19 protein-coding genes are annotated in these 22,089 nt (G+C 26.2%); 18 read left to right on the top strand and 1 reads right to left on the bottom strand.

From position 1 onward, the window contains the following. Positions 1-401 precede the first annotated feature (401 nt). The 14 genes from FRIFI_RS11930 (at position 402) to FRIFI_RS11865 (ending at position 16,638) form a co-directional block, all read left to right on the top strand. On the top strand, positions 402-1,253 hold the full coding sequence (locus FRIFI_RS11930) for a GDSL-type esterase/lipase family protein (RefSeq protein ID WP_092923822.1): 852 nt from the start codon (positions 402-404) through the stop codon (positions 1,251-1,253). Positions 1,254-1,294: 41 nt separating this feature from the next. Continuing rightward, positions 1,295-1,768, top strand: coding sequence for a DUF4358 domain-containing protein (locus tag FRIFI_RS11925; RefSeq protein WP_242977256.1), 474 nt, complete (start codon positions 1,295-1,297; stop codon positions 1,766-1,768). A gap of 252 nt (positions 1,769-2,020) precedes the next feature. Beyond that, positions 2,021-3,397, top strand: coding sequence for an MBOAT family O-acyltransferase (locus FRIFI_RS11920; RefSeq protein ID WP_330405532.1), 1,377 nt, complete (start codon positions 2,021-2,023; stop codon positions 3,395-3,397). Positions 3,398-3,411: 14 nt separating this feature from the next. Next, positions 3,412-4,605 carry a DHHW family protein gene (locus FRIFI_RS11915; protein ID WP_166505978.1) on the top strand — a complete coding sequence of 398 codons (1,194 nt, stop codon included), beginning with the start codon at positions 3,412-3,414 and terminating at the stop codon, positions 4,603-4,605. Positions 4,606-4,985: 380 nt separating this feature from the next. Further along, complete coding sequence (locus FRIFI_RS11910) at positions 4,986-6,029, top strand: Ig-like domain-containing protein (RefSeq protein ID WP_166505977.1); 1,044 nt, start codon at positions 4,986-4,988, stop codon at positions 6,027-6,029. 163 nt (positions 6,030-6,192) lie between these two features. Further along, a complete protein-coding gene (galU, locus tag FRIFI_RS11905) occupies positions 6,193-7,110 on the top strand; it encodes a UTP--glucose-1-phosphate uridylyltransferase GalU (RefSeq protein WP_166505976.1) in 918 nt (305 codons plus the stop codon). 145 nt (positions 7,111-7,255) lie between these two features. Beyond that, positions 7,256-8,302, top strand: a complete 1,047-nt coding sequence (gene galE, locus FRIFI_RS11900) for a UDP-glucose 4-epimerase GalE (protein ID WP_166505975.1) — start codon at positions 7,256-7,258, stop codon at positions 8,300-8,302. Positions 8,303-8,462: 160 nt separating this feature from the next. Then, positions 8,463-10,691, top strand: a complete 2,229-nt coding sequence (locus tag FRIFI_RS11895; RefSeq protein WP_330405627.1) for a cell wall-binding repeat-containing protein — start codon at positions 8,463-8,465, stop codon at positions 10,689-10,691. Between the two features lie 109 nt (positions 10,692-10,800). Further along, the gene (locus tag FRIFI_RS11890) at positions 10,801-11,412 is read left to right on the top strand and encodes a DedA family protein (RefSeq protein ID WP_166505973.1); all 612 of its coding nucleotides are present in this window, start codon (positions 10,801-10,803) and stop codon (positions 11,410-11,412) included. 334 nt (positions 11,413-11,746) lie between these two features. Then, a complete protein-coding gene (locus FRIFI_RS11885; protein ID WP_166505972.1) occupies positions 11,747-13,222 on the top strand; it encodes a L,D-transpeptidase family protein in 1,476 nt (491 codons plus the stop codon). A gap of 150 nt (positions 13,223-13,372) precedes the next feature. Next, positions 13,373-14,596, top strand: coding sequence for a DUF6080 domain-containing protein (locus FRIFI_RS11880; protein WP_166505971.1), 1,224 nt, complete (start codon positions 13,373-13,375; stop codon positions 14,594-14,596). Between the two features lie 18 nt (positions 14,597-14,614). Further along, entirely contained in the window at positions 14,615-15,517 is a 903-nt protein-coding gene (locus FRIFI_RS11875; protein ID WP_166505970.1) for a decaprenyl-phosphate phosphoribosyltransferase, read from the top strand. Positions 15,518-15,525: 8 nt separating this feature from the next. Beyond that, the gene (locus FRIFI_RS11870) at positions 15,526-16,170 is read left to right on the top strand and encodes an HAD-IB family hydrolase (RefSeq protein ID WP_166505969.1); all 645 of its coding nucleotides are present in this window, start codon (positions 15,526-15,528) and stop codon (positions 16,168-16,170) included. A 60-nt stretch (positions 16,171-16,230) separates the two neighbouring features. Further along, positions 16,231-16,638 carry a GtrA family protein gene (locus FRIFI_RS11865; RefSeq protein WP_166505968.1) on the top strand — a complete coding sequence of 136 codons (408 nt, stop codon included), beginning with the start codon at positions 16,231-16,233 and terminating at the stop codon, positions 16,636-16,638. Positions 16,639-16,640: 2 nt separating this feature from the next. Here the strand turns inward: FRIFI_RS11865 and FRIFI_RS11860 are convergent, their stop codons facing one another. Continuing rightward, positions 16,641-17,726: an acyltransferase family protein gene (locus FRIFI_RS11860; protein ID WP_166505967.1), complete on the bottom strand. Its 1,086-nt coding sequence runs from the start codon at positions 17,724-17,726 to the stop codon at positions 16,641-16,643. A gap of 220 nt (positions 17,727-17,946) precedes the next feature. On the opposite strand from FRIFI_RS11860, the gene FRIFI_RS11855 reads away from it, so the two are divergent. The 4 genes from FRIFI_RS11855 to FRIFI_RS11840 all read left to right on the top strand — a co-directional run bounded on the left by FRIFI_RS11855 (position 17,947) and on the right by FRIFI_RS11840 (position 22,057). Further along, positions 17,947-18,111 (top strand): hypothetical protein, encoded by a 165-nt coding sequence (locus FRIFI_RS11855; RefSeq protein WP_166505966.1) that lies wholly within the window; start codon positions 17,947-17,949, stop codon positions 18,109-18,111. 60 nt (positions 18,112-18,171) lie between these two features. Next, positions 18,172-19,107 (top strand): hypothetical protein, encoded by a 936-nt coding sequence (locus FRIFI_RS11850; protein ID WP_166505965.1) that lies wholly within the window; start codon positions 18,172-18,174, stop codon positions 19,105-19,107. Between the two features lie 179 nt (positions 19,108-19,286). Next, positions 19,287-19,895 carry a DUF4352 domain-containing protein gene (locus FRIFI_RS11845; protein ID WP_166505964.1) on the top strand — a complete coding sequence of 203 codons (609 nt, stop codon included), beginning with the start codon at positions 19,287-19,289 and terminating at the stop codon, positions 19,893-19,895. 509 nt (positions 19,896-20,404) lie between these two features. Next, entirely contained in the window at positions 20,405-22,057 is a 1,653-nt protein-coding gene (locus FRIFI_RS11840) for a cell wall-binding repeat-containing protein (protein WP_166505963.1), read from the top strand. Positions 22,058-22,089 lie beyond the last annotated feature (32 nt).

The following is a 22,089-nucleotide window of genomic DNA, read 5'->3' as shown; positions in this document are numbered from 1 at the left end:
ATATGTATAAATTTATACATATATTAGAATATATTGAATTAAATTATTGTAAAAAGTTTCAGGTAAAATTGTTACATTTCTGACATATTGTTTATCCAATTTGTTCCTTTACTAACCAAAAGTATTACCTTATAATTAGCATTGCAACTTACAAAATTCGACAAGAGGTGGTGCTTATATCCAAATAAAGATTAAATTGATAATATTATATTTACTTATATAATCGATTGTATAAATAGATATAAATAATACAGAAATGTTTATATAAAAAAATATATAAACATATATTTTAAATTGAGAAATTTAGAATTAGAAAAAATTACATTTAATAAAAAATTTTATTTATATTATAATAGAATTCATAATAATTAAAAAGTAACCAAGAGAAGGGTAGAACTACTATGAAAAGAAAACTTAATAAAAAAAGAGTAGCAATAGCAACATTTTTACTACTAGTAGCTATACTAGCCCTATTCACAGTAATTAGAGGAGAAATGAAAAACTCAGGTAATGAAAAAATTAGTAATAGCAAAGAAATAAGTAAAGACAAGAATAACAATGATAATACTAATAGCGAGGAAGTATTTGAAATGGCTAATAGTGACAAAACAGTAGAGTCAGGTATAAAAGCAGTAAAGCGATTAGAAAGTAAAAATATTACAGAGATTCAAGAAGAAATAAATGATATTAAACGTAAAAAAGAAGAGAATGAATCTAAAGATAAAAATAAGAAGGTAGACTATAGCACTTTGTTTGAAAACTCAGTTATAATGGGAGATTCAAGGGCGGAAGGTCTTACAGAGTATGAGATATTAAGTGGCTCATCAGTAGTTGCCTATAAAGGTAGAACTACTGTAGAGGCAAAAGATGATGTATCAACCGTAGTAGATTTATCACCTTCAAATGTAATTATGACTTATGGAATGAATGACTTAGAATTATACAGTAATCCTAAAGATTTTATAAAAAGCTATGAAAAACTAATCAAAGAAGTTCAAAGTAAGTTACCAAGTTCTAAAATTTATCTAACATCTATCTTCCCAGTACAACAAAAAGCCATAAACAAACAACCTATGCTTAAAAATTTAGATAGTTTTAATATAGCATTAGAAAATATGTGTAGTGAATTAGGAATTAGATATATAAATGTAGGCACTTTAGACTCTAAGTATTATGAACCAGATGGAATACACTTTCTACCAAGTGCTTATAAATTGTGGCTAAATTCTATGGTATCACAAATGAATTTATAAGATTAGCATTTATGGACAAATCTATAAGGGAAGTGATTATATTGAAAAAGAAATTAAAAGTTAGTCTAATGATTCTTGTAGTTATGTTTTCTATGATTTTTATGAGCGGATGTGGAATTAATCAAAATAAGAAACTAGAAGATATAGAAAAAGATATAAGTAGTAAAGTTAGCTTAGATAAGATGGAAAAAGGAAATAGCAAAACTTTAAAAAGATACTATGGATTAAATTCAAATGACTTAGATGGCTTTATATTATACACTCCAAAGTCTACTATGGATGTAGATGAGATGTTAATAGTAAAAGTTAAGGATGAAAGTCAAGTTCAGTTCATAGAAGATGTTATAGACTCTAGAGTTAATAAACAATTAGAAAGCTTTAGTGGATATGGACCAAAGCAATGTGAGCTTTTAGATAATTATGAATTAAAAGTTAAAGGTAAGTACATATTTTTTGCTGTATCACCAAAGGCAGAAGAAATGAAAGAGGCTTTTAAAGAAAGTATTGTTAAGTAATATAGTTTAAAATAAATACAATATACAAATGGTAAATTATGCAAAATATATGATTTGTATCGATATAAAAGTCAATTAACGTATACTTTATAAAATGAGAAAGTTTTAAATTAATATTTATTAAGATTTGAAATTTGCTTTAAATAAATATTTATATTTAAAAGTAATAGTATTAAGTAAAAATTGATTAATTTAATTAAATAAAGAAAATAGAAAGTAGGTAAAGGTGTGGTTTTTAGTAGTATAATTTTTATGTTTACTTTTTTACCTATAACACTAATGCTATATTATATAGCTCCTAGAAGTTTTAGAAATTTTATATTACTTCTTATAAGTTTAGTGTTTTATGCATGGGGAGAGCCTGTGTATGTATTTTTAATGATATTTACAACCATATTTGATTATATTATGGGGCTTATTATAGACAAGCATAGAGGCAAAAGTTTGTCAAAGGGTATATTTATACTCACAATAGTAGTTAACTTAGGAATATTAGGATTTTTTAAATATTATGGTTTCCTAATAGAAAATATAAATACTTTATTTTCTTTAAATATTTCCTATTCACAACTACCTTTACCTATAGGAATATCTTTTTACACATTCCAAACATTATCTTATGTAGTAGATGTGTATTTAAATAAGGTAAAAGTCCAAAAAAGTGTTATATCATTTGGACTTTATGTATCTATGTTTCCACAACTTGTAGCAGGACCTATAGTTAGATATTCTGATATAGACTACCAAATAGATAATAGAAAAGAAACTGTTAGTAAATTTGGAGAAGGTGCAGAAAGATTCATACAAGGTCTAGGAAAGAAAGTTTTATTTGCAAACAACATAGGTATGTTATTTACAAGTGTACAAGCAATGGATATAAACTCTATTTCAGTGCTTACATCATGGCTAGGAATAATAGCATACACACTTCAAATATACTTTGATTTTAGTGGATATAGTGATATGGCAATAGGTCTTGGAAAAATGTTTGGATTTGACTTTATAGAAAACTTCAACTATCCATACGTATCTAAAAGTGTTACGGAGTTTTGGAGAAGATGGCATATAAGTCTTGGAAGCTGGTTTAGAGAATATGTATATATACCATTAGGTGGTAATAGATGTTCTATACCAAAGCAAGTTAGAAACTTATTTGTAGTATGGTTTTTAACAGGTCTATGGCATGGATCTAGTTGGAACTTTATAGTTTGGGGATTATACTATGGAGTAATACTTTTTATAGAGAAGATATTCTTAAAAAATGTATTAGAAAGTATTCCATCATTTATAAGACATCTATACACTATGATATTAGTTATGATAGGATGGGTATTTTTCTCATATGATAATCTAGGAGCTGGACTTCAGTATATAAGTGTTATGTTTGGATTAAATGGAAATCCAATTATAGATAGTACTTTTATATATTATTTATATACAAATATAATAATTTTAATTCCTATAATACTATGTTCAACACCAATAGTTAACATAGTATACAAAAAAATAGTGTATAAGAAAAAATGGGGTATTATATTGGGAATAGCTATAAATTTAATAATACTATTTATAGCAACAGCATATCTAGTAAATGCAACCTACAATCCTTTCTTATACTTTAGATTCTAGGAAGGGAGATTATTATGAAAAAAAGGTGCTTAAAAAATAAAAATGAATCCAAAATATATAAACAAATTAGATATAAAAATAGATATTTTAAAACTTTAACTTTAGTATTTTTAGTATTTATATTTTTAGTATTTACATTAAATATTGTAACTAAGGATAAGGACTTTTCCGAATCGGAAAATAGAATGCTTGCAAAGAAACCAAAGTTTACCTTTGAGAGACTATTAGAAGGTAGATTTACAACAAAATATGAAAAGTATAAGGTAGACCAATTTATAGGAAGAGATTTCTTTATAAATGTAAAGTCACATATAGATAGAATGCTTGGAAAAAAACAAAACAACGGAGTATATATATGTGATGATGGATATCTTATGGAAGGGTTTAGTAAGCCAGATAAAGAAAATTTAAATGAAAATATAAAAGCTATAAATGACTTTGCTAAAAAGCATAAGGATATAAATCAATATATGTTTATAGCACCAAATGCAATTAGCATACTAGATGATAAATTACCTACATATGCTCCAGTATTAGATCAAAAGAAATATCTAGATGATTTAAATAAATCTTTAGATAATAAAATAAACTTTATAGATTCATATAATGCACTAGATAAACATAAGGATGAATATATATACTATAAAACAGACCATCACTGGACAACTTTAGGAGCTTATTATGGATTTTTAGAAACTGCTAAAGCTATGAAGTTAGATAATAAAGGAAAAGAATATAATATAGAACCAGTAGCTAATGATTTTTATGGAACATTATACTCAAAAAGTGGGTTTGCATCTAAGGATACTGATAGTATAGATGTATATATTCCAAAGGATGATAATGATCAAGTAGTAGTTAATTATGTTGAGGAAAAGAAAAAAGCACCATCTATATATGATAGTGAGAAGTTAAAAACTAAGGATAAGTACGGAGTATTCTTAGGAGGTAACCATCCATTAGTTAAGATAAATACAACATCAACTAGTGATAGAAAGCTATTACTAGTTAAGGATTCTTATGCAAATAGTATGGTTCAGTTTTTAACTCCTTATTTTAGCGAGATAATAATGGTTGACCCAAGATATTTCTATGAAGATATAGAAAAATTAATAGACAAAGAAAAGATAACAGATATGCTTTATTTATATAATGCTAATACATTTTTCTCTGATAATACATTAGCATCAGTTTTAAATAATATATAAATACTATTTTAAGTAAAATAATAATAGATAAGTATTAACAAAGAAAAACAATACTATTTTATATAGTATTGTTTTTCTTTGTTAATATAAAAATTTTTAGAGTGTGAATGTATATAAAGATAAAAAGGCTAATGATATAGTTAGTGAATAATAAGAGTATATAATAACAAGTAATAAAAAATGAATGAAATAATTTAATTATGAAATGTATAATTGAAAAGAATAAACTAAATTATTTGACGGAGCTTTTTATAATTAATAATTTCACTATAAATAATAAAAGTTACAATACGTAAAATTAATATATAAAAATATCATAAAGTTTTAGATACTAGAATGGTAGAAAAGATACTATGGAGGAATAAATATTGAATCAGCGTGTGAAGCAGAATAAAGTCGTAACAATGTTAATTGCTATATTTTTATTGGTTAGCATCAGTGAAATTAACTCTTATGCAGAGGAAAAATGCTATAAAGAATTAGAAAATATAGAACCAGAAAATAATGAAGAAACAATAGACGAAAAAGAAATAAGTGAAATTATAAATATAAGCGATGTAAATTTAAAAAGAGCAATAAATAAAGAATTAGATAAAAGTGATATAAACTCGTCTGTAACAAGATCAGAAATAGAAAGTCTTAAAAGTATAAGCTCAGATAATGGAAGCAATAAAAATATAAAAAGTCTGTCAGGCCTAGAATATGCAACGAATCTAGAAAGTATAGATTTATCAAATAATAATATAGAAAGTATAAATGAAATAAAAAACTTATTTACAAATGGAAAACTAAAAAGTGTAAATATATCAAATCAAATCATAGATCTTGGAACTGAGAGCATAATAGAAAATAAGTACAGAATATATAATAGTATAGATAATCTAGATAACAAGCAAATAGTACCAAACTATATAAGTGATAATGGAAAATATGTAGAAGGTAATGTACTGTGGGATGATTTAGAAAGCTTTAAAGATTATAACTTATACTATAACTTTGAAGAAAATGTAGACAAAGATGGGAAGCACTTAGTATTTGGTGGTAGAGCATATAAGTATCTTCAAGTGGGAGGAGATGTATCATCAATAAATAATGATAAACAAGAAAATAATCAAGAATCAAATAAAGGTGAAAATTTAGATTCAAGCGATGATAAAGATGTTGATAATGATAATATAACAGATAATAATATAGACAAAGATATAAATGTAAACGAAGTAAATATAGATAAAAAAAATAACTCTAATAATGAAGTGACAAATACCGATGATGATAAAATTGAAGACAGCAAAGAGAAAAGTCAAAAACAAGAAGTAAAGAAGGAAGAAAATAAAGAAGAAAGTAGTTTATTAACACCAGAAGTGATGACATCAATAGCTATATTTGGTATAGGTATAGGTATTAAATTTATGAATATGAAGTAGCATTATATTACTTTAAATGATAAAACTAGATAATTTAGTATAAAGTTTATCAAATAAACTTCATTAAATTGAAAATTGTTGTATAATATTAAATAGTAATTAAAAAGCCAATAATATTTAATATATAAATACAAAGATTAAATTATGAAGGGAAGTAAATGTGATGACAGTTAAAAAAGCTATAATACCAGCTGCAGGGCTAGGGACAAGATTTTTGCCAGCTACAAAATCTCAACCAAAAGAAATGTTGCCGATAGTGGATAAGCCAACTTTACAATATATAATAGAAGAAGCAATAGAATCAGGTATAGAGGAAATATTAATAATAACAGGAAGAAACAAAAAGTCAATAGAAGACCATTTTGACAAGTCTGTTGAATTAGAACTTGAACTTGAGCAAAAAGGAAAAACTGAAATGTTAGAAATGGTAAGAAATATATCTAACATGGTAAATATACACTATATAAGACAAAAAGAACCAAAAGGATTAGGTCATGCTATACATTGTGCTAAAAGTTTCATAGGAAACGAACCATTTGCAGTACTTTTAGGAGATGATATAGTTGACAATGAAACTCCTTGTTTAAAGCAATTAATAGGTGCTTATGATGAGTACAAAACAAGTATATTAGGAGTACAAGAAGTTGCTAAAGAAGATACTTGTAAATATGGAATATTAGATGTTAAACACATAGAAGATAGAGTTTATAAAGTTAAGGACATGGTTGAAAAACCAGCTGTTGAAGAAGCTCCATCGAATATAGCTATACTTGGAAGATATATAATAACTCCAGCTATATTTGATATACTTGAAAATCAAGCACCAGGAAAAGGTGGAGAAATACAATTAACAGATGCTCTTAAGACTTTAGGAAACCAAGAAGCAATATATGCATACAACTTCGAAGGAAGAAGATACGATGTAGGAGATAAGTTTGGGTTCTTAGAAGCAACTATAGATTTTGCTTTAAAAAGAGATAACTTAAGAGATGATTTAATGAACTACATGAGAAAAATAGTAAATGAAGAAGATAAAAAAGAAATAGTATCAGATAAAGAAGTAGCATCAGATAAAGAGTAATAGTTTATATATTTAAATTCCAAAACAAAGACTAAAAACAATAATATATATTTAAACTATTAAGTATGCCTAGACATAAATTTATATAAAAATATTATGACTAGGCTTTAAAAATAAAAAATATTAGAGAAAGAATGTGATAAATATGGCAGTTTTAGTAAGTGGCGGTGCAGGGTACATAGGAAGCCATACTGTAATAAAGCTATTGGAAGAAAACCATGAAGTAATAATAGTTGACAACTTATGTAATAGTAGCAAAGAGGTTGTAAATAGAATAATAGAGCTAAGTGGTAAAACTCCAAAATTTTATGAAATAGATATTACAGATAAAGAAAAGATGGATAAGGTATTTAAAGAAAATAATATAGATTCCATAATACATTTTGCATCACTTAAGGCTGTAGGAGAATCGGTATCTATGCCTATTGAATACTATTCAAATAATCTAATAACGACACTAGTCCTATTTGAACTTATGAAAAAATATAATGTTAAAAATTTCGTATTTAGTTCATCAGCAACAGTATATGGAAGTCCAAAAACTTGTCCAATAAAAGAAGACTTCCCACTATCAGTAACAAACCCATATGGAAGAACGAAATTAATAATAGAAGATATGATAAGAGATATATGCTATGCAGATAAAGATTTAAATATAGCTATACTTAGATATTTTAATCCAATAGGTGCACATAAGAGCGGAAGAATAGGTGAAGAACCAGTTGGAATACCAAATAATATAATGCCATATATAACTAAAGTTGCAGTAGGTCAGCTTCCATATTTAAATGTATTTGGAAATGATTATGATACAGTAGATGGAACTGGAGTTAGAGATTACATACATGTATTAGACTTAGCATATGGACATGTAAAAGCACTAGAAAAACTAGATGAAAATCCAGGTTTAGTTACATACAACCTTGGAACAGGGAAAGGATATAGTGTATTACAACTTGTAGAGGCATTTTCTAAAGCAAGTAATAAAGAAATTCCATATAAAATAGCACCAAGAAGAGAAGGTGATATAGCAACTTGTTATGCAGACCCTTCAAAAGCAGAAAAAGAGCTTGGATGGAAAGCTAAGTATGGAATAGAAGAAATGTGTGAAGATTCATGGAGATGGCAAAGTAATAATCCAGATGGATATGAAGTAAAAAAGTTTGATGAAGTAGCAATTGACAAAGAATAGTATACGAGCTATTTTAATAGGTTCTATGTAGAACATATTAAAATAGCTTTTTTAATTACAAAAAGCATATAAATTTAAGTAGATTAAATTTTGTTTAAAAATTTATTATAAAAAAGCATAAAAAGGAAATAATGTAAAATAAAAATAATTAAAAGGAGAGATTGATATAAAAAAATTCATAAGTTTAGTAACTATATTAAGCACACTAATTCCCATACAAATATATGCATCAGAATGCATAATAGGAGGAGAGAATAGATTTGAAACATCTATAGAAATATCTAAGAATTTTAAAATATCTAAAGAAGTAATAATAGTAAATTCAAAGTCAATTCCAGATATGCTATGTGCAAGTATATTAGCATCTCAAATAAACTCACCAATACTTCTAACTAAATATAGCAAAATAGATAATAAAATAATAGAAGAAATCAAAAGGCTAGAAACAGAAAAAGTATATATAATAGGTGGGAAATCCGTAATTCATAAAAACGTAGAAAATCAGCTTAAGGAAAATAACTTAGAAATTGAAAGAATAAATGGAAAAGATAGATATGAAACGTCAGTCCAAATAGCAAATAAAATAAACAGCATAAGCAATGAAAAATGTGATGAAGTAATAGTTGTTAATGGACAAGAAACTTTAGTAGATGCAATATCAATAGCACCAGTAGGAGGAAGTAAAAATACCCCAATCATATTATCAAAAAGAGATAACATAGAACATGGTTATAGATGGATAGAAGATAAGTATATAGATAAGACTTATGTTATAGGAGGGGAAGATTCAATATGTAATGAAATATTTAAAAAACTACCAAATCCAAAAAGAATAAGTGGTAAAGATAGATATGAAACTAATGGAGAAATAATAAGAAAGTTTTATCCTGATAAATTAAATAAATTATACTACTGTAAAGGAAATAGTGAAGATTTAGTAGACGGAGTATTAATAACACCGTTAGCTACAAAAGAACAATCTCCTATTGTAGTATTAGGCGAGAGTATTGACAATACTCAAAAAAAAGTGCTAAAAGGAAAAGAAATAAAAGAACTTGTACAAGTTGGGTATGGGATACATAAAAATGCAAAGAATGAACTAATTAGTATTAAAGAAAATTATAAACCACCAAAACCAGTAAATCCACCTACAAAACCAATACCACCGACAGAGCCATCAATAAAACCAGAAGAATCAATACCGCCAGCGCCAATAGAGCCACCAACAGAACCGGAAGAATCAAAACCATCAACGCCAATAGAGCCACCAACAGAGCCAGAAGAATCGATACCACCAACAACAATAGAACCACCTCTAGAGATAGAAGATAAATTAGCACCCAATTATGTGAATCATAGTATTGATAATGAAAAAAGAATAATAAACATAGAATTTGATGAAGACATAGATAGCAATTTAGATCATATAAAAGAAAAAATAAAAATAGAAGTAGACCCTAATTGTATATTAAAATTAGAAAATAAAGAAGTTAATACAAATTTAGAAGAAGCAAAATATATTAAATTAAGTAAATATGATAATATAAAAATAGATAACAACAACCTAATAATAAAATTACAAGAAGAAATTGTAGGTAAAGATAGTAAGATAATAATAGAAAAAGAAAGTATAAAGGATAAACGTGGTAATACCATAGAAGAAGATATAATAATAGAAAACTTAGGTGGAGTAGATAAAAATATAGCATTTGTTAAAAATGAAGATGAAATAAGAAAGTATATAAAAATAGCATCACAAGACAAGGAAACTATAATAAAACTAGAAAATCATATTAAAATAGCAACAAACAACTATTTAAATATAAATAATAAAGTAACTATAGATGGAAGTAATGGTGAAGAAAATTATAGCATAGAAACACTAAGCTTACAAAATCCAGGAATATTTATAGGTCGTGATGGAGTAGAGCTTAGAAATTTTAATATAAAATCAAGACAAGAAGCTATATCTATACAAATGTGTTCGGATATAAAGCTTAAAAATATGATTTTAGAAACACAATCGGAAATTTTACCAGATATAAGTATTTCAAGTTCAAATGTTAAAGTAGATAATATTGTAGGAAATAGTAATAAATCTACAATTAGTTTAAATGAATCTTATATTAAAAATCGTGTATCAACACTTATATTAGAAGGAAAGGTAACAAATAGTGTAAATGATGAAAATGTAATAAAATCAAGTTATACTATATATAACAAGATTCCTTCTATATATGTTGAAAATAAAATAATAGAAGATGTAAATACACCTAAAAATAAAATAATATTAGGAGAAAATTTAGAGAAAGATTATATAAATAATAACTACAAAATAATTAATCAAAGTGATAAATATAAAACATATGAATTGTACTTTGAAATATAAAATAACATAGATTATTAAAAATATAGAAAATCTAACCACTTATGACTACTAATAGAAACTATAATAAGGTATAATAGAAACTGATTAAATTTTTTAATGGAGAGGTTAAATGACTTTAGAACAGTTTTTAGAAGTTTTTATTAGAGAATATGGATTAATAAGTATGTTTTTATTAGTAGCATTAGAATATGCAAATTTTCCACTACCTAGCGAAGTAGTACTACCACTTATAGGTATGGTAGGAGCTTCATATGATATAAATTTTGTGACTATACTTATAACAACAACAATAGCGGGAATAGTGGGTTCTTTATTAAATTATTGGTTAGGAGCAAAATTTGGAGATGGACTTTTAGATTATATTAGAAAAAAGTTTCCAAAAACTAAAAAATCTCTTTCAGCATCTTATAATTTTATAAAAAAATATAATAAATCAGCTATAATGTTATCAAGATTTGTACCTGTAGCAAGAACAGCTATTTCATTAGTAGCTGGAACTGTAAAAATGAATGTATGGTATTTTATACTATATTCAAGTATAGGAATACTTTTCTGGAACCTAGTATTAATAGGTGGAGGATACTTTATAGGAAACAAAGTATTAGCAAGTGGCGGAATTATAAATACTATAGTAATGGTGACAGCAGTATTAGTAGTTGGAATAGTAATAATACTATTTATAAAAAACATAAAAAAATCAAAATGTAAAAGTAAAAACTAAGATTATATATTAAAAATATAATAGCAAAAAATAAAAAATCCCTTGAGATAATATAGTTATTATTTCAAGGGATTTTTTATATAAAATATTTAGATAGTATTAGTTAAATTAGAAAATTGGATTTTTAATTGTAATAATATATATACAAATATATATACAAAGTAATAAAAAATTTAATTTCATAACAAAAAATAATGAAATAAAAATAATAAAATAAAAGTAAATGAAAAAATAAGGGAAAAGAGCAATTAATAACACTAAAGGAAACCTCCTTAAATAAGTCTAACTAAGTAATTCAAGCAATATATTAGAAATCAGGGGGGGAGGAATAAGAGTGAAAAAAAAGCTAAAAAAACACATATCTATAATATCAACAATGGTATTAATATTAGCATTTTCTTTTATAAACATAATAAACATAGAAGCAGCAAGTAAACATCTCTTAGTTATAAATTCAAAAACTAATAAGATGGGATATTATGTTAACAATAAGTTTGTTAGGGAATATAGGGTAGCAACAGGCAAAAAAAGTACACCAACTCCACAGGGAAAATTTAAAATAGTAAATAAAATTAAAAATAGACCATATTATTCAGGGGGAATACCAGGAGGAGATCCTAGAAATCCACTAGGTGATAGATGGTTAGGGCTTCAAGTAGGCTTAACATATGGAACAACATATGGAATACATGGAAATAATAATGAAAGTTCAATAGGCAAACACGTATCAGGCGGATGTATAAGAATGCACAACAAGGAAATTAGAGACTTATTTGAAAAAATACCAAATAAAAGTGAAGTAATAATAAAATATACAGACCAAAGCTTTAAACAAATAGCAGCAGGATATAAAATAAGTTTAACTGATGGAAATGAAATAAAAACAGGATGGAAAACAATAAATGGAAAAAAATATTACTATAACTCTAAAGGTCAAAAGGTAACAGGATGGCAGACAATATCAGGAAAGAAATACTACTTTGATGGTAATGGAGTAATGCAGACAGGACTTAGAAATATAAATGGAAATAGTTATTATTTTGCAAATGATGGGATAATGAGAACAGGATGGCAGGAAGTTGTAAAAGGTAGAAAAAGTTACTTTGGAAATGATGGAATAATGAGGGTAGGATGGAATATAGTAGATGGAAATAAATATTATTTTAATCCTAACAATGGAGTAGCAAGACATAGCTGGCAAGATATAGATGGAAATAGATACTACTTTGGGAATGATGGAATAATGAGAACGGGGCTTAGAAATATAAATGGAAATAGCTATTATTTTGCAAATGATGGGATAATGAGAACAGGATGGCAAGAAGTAGTAAAAGGTAGAAAAAGCTACTTTGGAAATGATGGAATAATGAGGGTAGGATGGAATATAGTAGATGGAAATAAATATTATTTTAATCCTAACAATGGGGTAGCAAGACATAGCTGGCAAGATATAGATGGAAATAGATATTATTTTGGGTTTGATGGAATAATGAAAGTAGGCTGGCAAGTCATAGATGGTAAAAAGTATTACTTTAACCCAGATGGAACTATGCAACAAAGGTGGGAAGAGATAGATGGAGATATGTATTACTTTGGACTTGAAGGATTTGTTAGGATAGGGTGGCAGAATATAAATGATAGAACATACTATTTTAATAATGATGGAGTAATGCAAAAAGGTATAGTTAAAATAGACGATAATAGTTACTATTTTGATGAATATGGTCAAATGGCAAAAGATACAGTAATAGGCGATGGAATAATAATAGATGAAAATGGAGTTATAGTAGATTTTGGAGAAGGGATGTAGAAATACATCTCTTTTTTATATGTCTAACTATTGTGCATAAAAAAGAGAATATTATAAATGATTAATAAAGGAACTTTTATATGAATGTAAAAAATTTAATTATATGATATAATAACAAATTGTAAAAGAATCAGCTAAGGAGGAAAGACTTTGACAGAAAAAATTTTAAAGTACAAATCAGAAATATTATTATATATATCTGTAGCAATTTTATATATAATAATATCACTTGTATTTTGTTCAAAAACTACTATATTTTATGATACAAAAAACACATATGATGTTTTATTAGATACAGATACAGGAGTCTTGTTTAATTTAAATGTATTTGCGCTGGCGTCAGATAATAGTAAACATATATTATTTATGCAAATAGTATCCATATTAGGGTATCCAATATACCTATTAAGTTTAAAAATAGCACATGATTTTAATATAGGATTCAATCATGTATATGGTATGAGTTTAATATTATTGCAAATATTAGTTAGCTCTGCATCTATAACAATGATATATAGCATAATAAAGGAGCTAAATATAAAAAAATGGATACAAAGATTAATAATTGGAATAATGATATTCTCATTTCCTCAGATATTTATGAGTGTAAATATAGAAAGATTTATATATGGTCAATTATCGCTAGTTTTATTTATGTTTGTTTTACATAAGATGAAAGATAAAGAATCATATTGGGTAGACATAGCTGCAATACCTCTATTTGGAGTAACACTTACAAACGTATATATGTATGTACTAAACTTATTATTACAGTTTGGAAAAAACATAAAAAAGATGGTAAAACATATAGGATTCTTTGTATTAATAACATATTTGGTAGTAGTATCAACAAGAGCATACTATGGAATATTTTTAGCAGCAGAAACTGTGCAAAAAGATACAAGATTCATAAATGTAATACCTATGTTTGATAAATTAAAGATGACATTAGTAAGATTACTATATCCAACAATGTATTTTCCGAGTGCAAAATATGAAAATGGAATGTTTTTACAACAAGGACTTCCAAATTTATTATTCTTCATATTATTTTTAGCATTATTTGTTTGTGCAATAATAGGAGGTATAAAACACTATAAAGAAAGAATACCTCAATTATGTTTAGGGGCAATACTTGCGAATATAACATTACATGGAATAATAGGATATAACCTAAAAAATGCAAACATAATGGCAATATATTTTTCATTTGCAATAATAATACTTTTAGCTTATTTTGCAAAATCTTTACCTAAAAAATATACAAAAATATTTATGATATTCTTAGTGGTAGTATTAGTAACTATGATAATAAGCAATATACAAGGATTTTTACAAATATTAGAAATAGGGATAAATAATTATCCTAAATAAAATATAAAGGGGAAGTATATGGAAAACTCAGTGATAGAAAATTCTTTAGAGGAAAGTAGAGAAAAAGAAAACATAATAGGTCAATACATAAAGCTTATGAGGCCACATCAATATATAAAAAACTTATTTGTAGTAGCAGCATTAATATTTTCAAATAACATAGGAAATTTAGACTTAATATATAAAACAATAATAGCATTTATATCATTTTGTCTAATATCATCAGCTGTATATGTACTAAATGATATAGTAGATATAGAAAAAGATAAATTACATCCTAAAAAATGTAAAAGACCACTAGCAAGTGGGAAGATAAAAATAAAAAATGCAATAGTACTATTAATAGGATTAGTAGCAGTAGCACTAGTTTTATCATCAAAAATAAACTTAAAACTAACAGCCATAATATTTATATACTTAATAAATAACCTATTATATTCATTTAAAATAAAAAATGTAGTACTACTAGATGTATTTTCAATAGCAATAGGATTTATATTGAGAGTATGTGCAGGTAGTGTAGCAATAGGAGTAGAATTATCAAGTTGGATAATATTATGTACATTCTTCTTATCTTTATACTTAGGGCTAGGTAAAAGAAAAAAAGAAATAGAAGGACTTAAAAATCAAGCAGGAGAACATAGAAAAATACTAAAAGAGTATAATCCAGAAATAATAAACCAAATGATGGGAGTAGTATTAAGTTCTGTGATAGTATGTTATGCACTTTACTCAACAAGTAATCCAGATAAACCTCAAATGATATATACAACAATATTTGTAGTATATGGAGTTCTTAGATATAACTATATAATAAATACAACAGAAGAAGGAAACCCAACTGATGTAGTATTAAAAGATAGAACTCTACAAATAAATGTGATATTATGGGTATTAAGTTGCCTATTAATATTAATGTAGGAGGGTATATGAAAAAGAAAGTACTATTACTAGATATAGACTATACAGTAATAAATACAGATAGTATGATAGACTTTATACTATACTCACTAAAAACAAAGCCATTAAAAACAATAATAAAAATACCATATATATTTATAACTCTAGTAGGGTATGCATTAAAGTTAACTAGCTTGAAAAAAGCAAAAGAAGCTGTATTTAGCCCAATAGTAAACTTTAGTGAAGAAGAATTAAAAGAATTTTTTGATAAAAAATTAAAAGTTAAGATAAATAAAAATATAAAAGACATAATAGAAAAATCAAAAAAAGATTCAACAATAATAATGATAACTGCATCACCAAAAGCATATATGAAATATTTCAAAGAATATAAATATGCAGATGAAGTGATAGGTACAGAATTATTATATGAAAATAACAGATATAAAAATGAAATAATAGGAAACAACTGTAAGGGAAAAGAGAAAGTAAAAAGAATTGAAGAAGTACTAAATAAACTAGATATAGAAATAGACTATGAAAATTCATATTCATACTCAGATTCAATGAGTGATATGCCAATGTTTGAATTAGTAAAAAATGCATATCTAGTAAACAAAAAAGATGGAAGTATAAAAGAAAAAATAAATCATAAATATATACAAAAAGCATAGCTATAACCATTAACCACCATTATTAAAAATTGGTGGTTAAATACTAAATAGGAGAATAATATGGATATATTAAAAAAGTATAGAGAAAGCATCATGTATTTAGTCTTTGGGGGACTAACAGTAGGTGTTAATATAGCTACATATATAGGATTAACAAGAATAATAGAACTAAACTATATGGTAGCAAATATAATAGCATGGATAGTAGCAGTAATATTTGCATATATAACAAATAAGTTTTTTGTATTTGAAAGTAATAATACAGAGCTAAAATTTTTAATAAAAGAATTTACGTCATTTGTAAGTTGTAGACTATTATCAGGCGTAATGGAAATGATATTAATGTATGTGATGATAGATATGATGGGAATAAATGACTTTATAACAAAGATATTTACAAACATATTAGTAATAGTATTAAACTATGTACTAAGCAAAGTAATAATATTTAAAAAACAAGCGTCATAAAATTATGACGCTTTTTTCATATCCATATTATTTTTTATATTTATATTAGATGAATTAAATTTAAGCTTAAAATTCTCAAACCTACCAAAAGTTTTTGCAAATATAATATTAATTAAAATAACAGCAACAATATTTATAAGAGTTAAAGCACATCTTAAAACAAAGTTGTATCCAGTTAAATTAAATAAATATAGATAAATAGGCTGTAGTAATAAATAAGTAAAAGGTTGATATAAATAAAGGGTAAAACCATAAGCACTATAAATATCAACAATATTTCTTATATAAGGTAAATCCCCAAATTTTAATATAACTTTTCTAAACATATATAAAAAGCTAAAAGCAGTCATAGTAAAAACTAAGAATGCAAAATTTGGAGGGAATTTATTAGTAGACATATTTAAAACATATCTATCACCCTTAACAATTAAAACTAAAGCTATAAAAAGAATCAAAGATATAGCTATATTTTTGACTACTGAAATATTAACATCCTTAAATTTTGTATAGAAAAATCCTGTATAAATCCAAAAAGCATAGAAAATAACACTTTTAAAATCAATATTAAGAGTAGTATTTTCAAAATAGAATACTAATATTGCAATAAATAATAAAGGGATAAATTTAAAAATACCTTTTAGACTTTCAAATAACTTAAACATTGGGGGTATGAAAGGTACTAACAATAAGTACACAGGCATAAACCATAAATGCCAAGTAATAAAAGGTATGAAAATCCCAGGTTTCTTTAAAGGATGTAGTGTATCATATACAAATATATTTATAGGAGAATCAGTAATAGAAGTTCCTAAAATATAAGCTATATATTGAATGAAAATAACAAATAGTCCAAAAATAAGATATGGAACTATAACCCTTGGCACACGAGATATAAGGTATTTAATGTAGCTTTTTTTTGAGCTAAGTGAATAACTAGCACCAGTAATAAAAAATACCACAGCCATTTCAAATAAGAAAAGTGACTTTAAAACGTGATTAGAAACAGGGAACCAAAATAGAGTATGTATAACTCCAACTACATACATCATTATAAGACCACGATAAATATCTAGTTTTTTGTCTCTCAAAATGTCAACTCCTTGTAAAATGTAATATATCCAAATAAATATTATACCATATATAAAAGAAATCTTAGATATATAGTTATTACTTTAATAAACAAAAATAGATGAAAAGATAAATAGTGCTGTAAATAATATATCAAATGAAATAAGCGTAATATCAAATAATGAAGCTAAAAGTACAATAAATATAGAAAAAACAGCATATACAAAGGAAAATAAATTAGTGACACTATTTAGTGGAGAATTAGAAGCAAATAATGTTATAAAAATAAATTCTAATACAATAAAAGATAACAGCAATAACAAAAATGATGAAATTACAATAAAATATGAAAATAGTGAAGCTCTTGAATTAAAAGGTATGGAATTTAAAATGTTCCTAAAATAGATAAATATGGTGAATTTGTAAATACTAGAACAGTTTTAGATGTAGAACAAGTAGGAGATAGTGATATATAAGCTAAAAGTAGCTAATTTAACAACAGAATTTGGTGCTCTAAGTGATAATGTATATTATGGTGAAACTGGAAGAAAAGTAAATACTAATTTTGAACGCTTTAAGGGTCTGAATGATCAAATTATATATATTGAAACAGGAGTAGAAGATAGTGGATACTATGAAGGTAAAGACATTGTACTAGGAAGATTCGAAGTATATGGAAATCTAGTAGGTAGAAGTTCAAATCCTGCAATAATGAATGCTGAAATTGGCTATACACAAGAAAATGGGCAATTAAACTCACTAACAATACCGAAAAATTTATACCCTGGAAAGATAAATGTATACGTTGTAAAACCAGATGTAAAGCCTATTATCGAATCAAAATATGACCCTAAGAATGTATTAACTAATGGTGAAATTATTTGTAAATCTTCAATAGATGTTGATTTAATACCAAATATTACTGATATAGAGTCATTACAGTATAGCTTAGTTAAAGATCAACCACAAAATATGAATGGAAGTTTTATAAAGGATAATTATAGAGTATTAAATAAAAATACAAAAAATAATACTCAAGTTACTATAAAAGGATTAGATATTGTGAATCGTGTAGGTAAAGATAAACCACAATATAATATTAATTATACTACATCTAATACAGCTAATAAAAAAGAATTAGAAGCATTTATAGGTGATAGAGTATTAAATAAAATATCTACACAGTCAGGTGAAAAAATTAATTTAGATGGTCTAGATATAGATATACTTGGGCTTACAAAATTTTTCAAAGAAACGAATATAAAAGGAAGTACAATACTAGGCGACATGGAGATAAAATATCTAACTATGGAACTTACTTTAGACGTTAATGTAAATGGAAAAACTGAAACTGAAAAAGTAGGTGTAATCTGGAATACATCACTAAAGGATGCACAATAATAGATTTAAACTAAAATATATTAATACAAATAAGGGACTTCATTGATGTTCCTTTTTTATTAAGAAAAAATTATAAAAAAGTTCTAATTCTAACAATAAATGACAAAAAACTACAAAGTAAATATGTATAATATACCTTGGACTTAAAAAATATAGACAACTTGTAGGAGGATTACATAATGGCAAAATTAATAAATTGTAAAAGCTGCAGTAATGAAATAGCATCTAACGCAAAAGCGTGTCCTAAATGTGGGGCAAAAAATTCTAAACCATTTTATAAAAAGATATGGTTTTGGGTTTTAGTTGTAATAATAATAGCTGCAATTGGAGGGGCTGGTTCAAACAAACCAAAATTAGTTTCAGAAGATAAACCTATAGTAACAAAAGAAGAAAAAAGTAATAAAACAGAAGTATTCAATATAGGAGATACTATTGAATTAGATAAATTTAAAATAACAGTAAACGAAGTAAAAACTACAAATGGAAGTGACTTTATAAAGCCACAAGAAGGTAATGAATTTTTATACGTAGATGCAACAGTAGAAAATATATCAGATAAAGAACAAACTGTATCATCTGTGCTAATGTTTAAAGTAGTAGATAAAGATGGAAGAGCTATGAAACAAACTATAGTAGAAAATGCTAACGGTCAATTAGATGGAACAATAGGACCAGGAAGAAAAATGACTGGAGAATATGTAGTTGAAGTTCCTAAAGATGCAACAGGATTAGAATTACAATTTGATAGCTCATTAGGAGGTAATCAAGTAGTAGTTAAACTTAAATAAATACACATAAAAATATAATGAATAAAGAGAAGAAGGTCAAAATTTTTTGAGCCTTCTTTTTTATTATTATTTAGCGTATTGAATAATTTGAACAAATAAAAATGTATTCAAAAAAAGATATAAGTGGTCTTGGTTATAGAATTGGCAAAAAGATTACAGTTAGTCATAAAAAGTCACATCAAGTTAGTAAAAAAGTGTAATACATTTTACGACAAAAACATTTTAAAATTAAAATATTTATAAAATAAAAATAATATTTATGACATAAAAAGACAGGGATGAAACGATGAAAAATATAGAAAAATGTATAAAAATAGAAAAATTAAAAATATAAAGAAGATAATGTAATAATATGCAGAAAAATGTAAAACAAAAATAGGTGAAAATTACAAGAGATTATATTATCATCTACTTGTGTGAGAAATACAACTTTGTGAGAAATATGGTAGACGGAATTTACATAAATAAAGAGATGTAATTATTTTATATAATTTTGGGGAGGAACGAACATGTTAAAGAAAAAGAATATAGCAATGGCAATGGCATTTACTACGGTTGCAACTAGTGTTGCTCCAGCATTTGCAAATACTTCAGGAGTTCAGAATATAGAAGTATCTAGTGGAGAAACTGAAAAGATAGCAAAAATAAATGAAAAATTAGCTGAAGCAGAAAAGATAATGTATAGCGCAGATAGAAAAACAACAAATAGTCAAGGCGAGTATACTGTAAGATATGTAAAATTTGAAAAGAATTCACTAGGTGAAACTAGTCAAAATGTTCCGGTTTATAGAGTGGAAAGAACTAGTGAAGCGGGAAAAGAAATAATAAAAGTAGTTGATAGAGGACATAGAAAAGAATTTGAAACTAGATGGAATCCGACTACTAATAGAAATGATATAGTAGAAGTTACTTATGATCATGATGTAAAGGGAAATAACTTACCGGAAAAATTAGTAGCTCAAATAACTATAACTACTAAAACTAATGTTAATGAATATAATATAGATGCTAACTTATTATTTAAATCAAATGGAAAGTATAGCGAAATGGGTGAAAGATTAAAAGAACACTTTAAAAAAGATCAATCTAAGATAACAAAAACTGAAACAGTAGCTGATGGAAACAAGACAGGAAAAAAACTAACAGTTTCAGGAAATACTCAATCATTTATATTAACAGTATGGGGAACACCTTCAGTTAATACAGAAGATTCTGCAATAGGGTCTTTAGCAGGAATAGATAGATGCGAAACTGCTGCACAAGTAAGTCAAGAAGGATGGGTAGACGGTTCTGCAAATACAGTAGTAATAGCAGGATGGAATGGTACTCCAGACGCATTAGCAGCAACACCATTAGCATCAGCATTAGATGCACCTATATTATTAACTGAGAAGAATAAAGTTAACAACTTCACAAAGACTGAAATAGATAGATTACAAGCTAGAAATGTTATAATCGTAGGTGGAGAATCTCATGTTAGTAATGATGTTATAAAAGAATTAGAAGGTATGGGATTAAATGTTAAGAGAATATCTGGATCAGATAGAACTAGAACATCTTTTGAAATAGCAAAAACTCTAGAAGAGGTAGTAAAAACTGAAGGAAAGAAAATAAATGATGTATATGTTGCAGGTGGATACAATGGAGAGGCAGATGCATTATCTATAGCTTCTCATGCTGGTCAAGTAGAGCAACCAATATTATTAATAGATAAGAATAGAATTGCTGACGATGTTAAAATATGGATAGAAAAGCAGAATACAAGAGGTACTATAATAGGTGGAACTTATGCAGTAGACAAAAATGTTGAACAACAGCTTGATAAAATCGTTGTAGATCAAGCTCAAAGAATAGACGGAGCAAATATACAAGAAACTAATGCTGCTGTAATAAATGAATTCCACAAAGGTTCAGAAGGTTTATTAATAGCTCAAGATAAAGTATTAGTAGATGCATTATCAGCAGGACCATTAGCAGCTAAAATGAATGTTCCTGTAGTTTTAGGAACAAATAATATAACTAAATCTCAAGAAACTGCTATAAGAAGTAATGTACAAGTAAAAGATAAAGAGTTATTATCTAGTAAAGCTTTCAACATAGGTCATGGCGTATCAAGATCTGTTGTTAAATTTATAGAACGTATATTTACTACAAAAGCTTAATTTAATTATATTATTACTATGAATAATAAGAA

Source organism: Romboutsia hominis (genome assembly GCF_900002575.1).
Lineage (GTDB): Bacteria > Bacillota > Clostridia > Peptostreptococcales > Peptostreptococcaceae > Romboutsia_C > Romboutsia_C hominis.
This window is presented reverse-complemented; position numbering and strand designations above follow the sequence as displayed.

Coding starts and splice junctions, on each gene's coding strand:
- FRIFI_RS11930 (WP_092923822.1), top strand. CDS start 402: ATGAAAAGAAAACTTAATAAAAAAAGAGTAGCAATAGCAACATTTTTA.
- FRIFI_RS11920 (WP_330405532.1), top strand. CDS start 2,021: ATGTTTACTTTTTTACCTATAACACTAATGCTATATTATATAGCTCCT.
- FRIFI_RS11915 (WP_166505978.1), top strand. CDS start 3,412: ATGAAAAAAAGGTGCTTAAAAAATAAAAATGAATCCAAAATATATAAA.
- galU (WP_166505976.1), top strand. CDS start 6,193: ATGACAGTTAAAAAAGCTATAATACCAGCTGCAGGGCTAGGGACAAGA.
- galE (WP_166505975.1), top strand. CDS start 7,256: ATGGCAGTTTTAGTAAGTGGCGGTGCAGGGTACATAGGAAGCCATACT.
- FRIFI_RS11890 (WP_166505973.1), top strand. CDS start 10,801: ATGACTTTAGAACAGTTTTTAGAAGTTTTTATTAGAGAATATGGATTA.
- FRIFI_RS11875 (WP_166505970.1), top strand. CDS start 14,615: ATGGAAAACTCAGTGATAGAAAATTCTTTAGAGGAAAGTAGAGAAAAA.
- FRIFI_RS11870 (WP_166505969.1), top strand. CDS start 15,526: ATGAAAAAGAAAGTACTATTACTAGATATAGACTATACAGTAATAAAT.
- FRIFI_RS11865 (WP_166505968.1), top strand. CDS start 16,231: ATGGATATATTAAAAAAGTATAGAGAAAGCATCATGTATTTAGTCTTT.
- FRIFI_RS11845 (WP_166505964.1), top strand. CDS start 19,287: ATGGCAAAATTAATAAATTGTAAAAGCTGCAGTAATGAAATAGCATCT.
- FRIFI_RS11840 (WP_166505963.1), top strand. CDS start 20,405: ATGTTAAAGAAAAAGAATATAGCAATGGCAATGGCATTTACTACGGTT.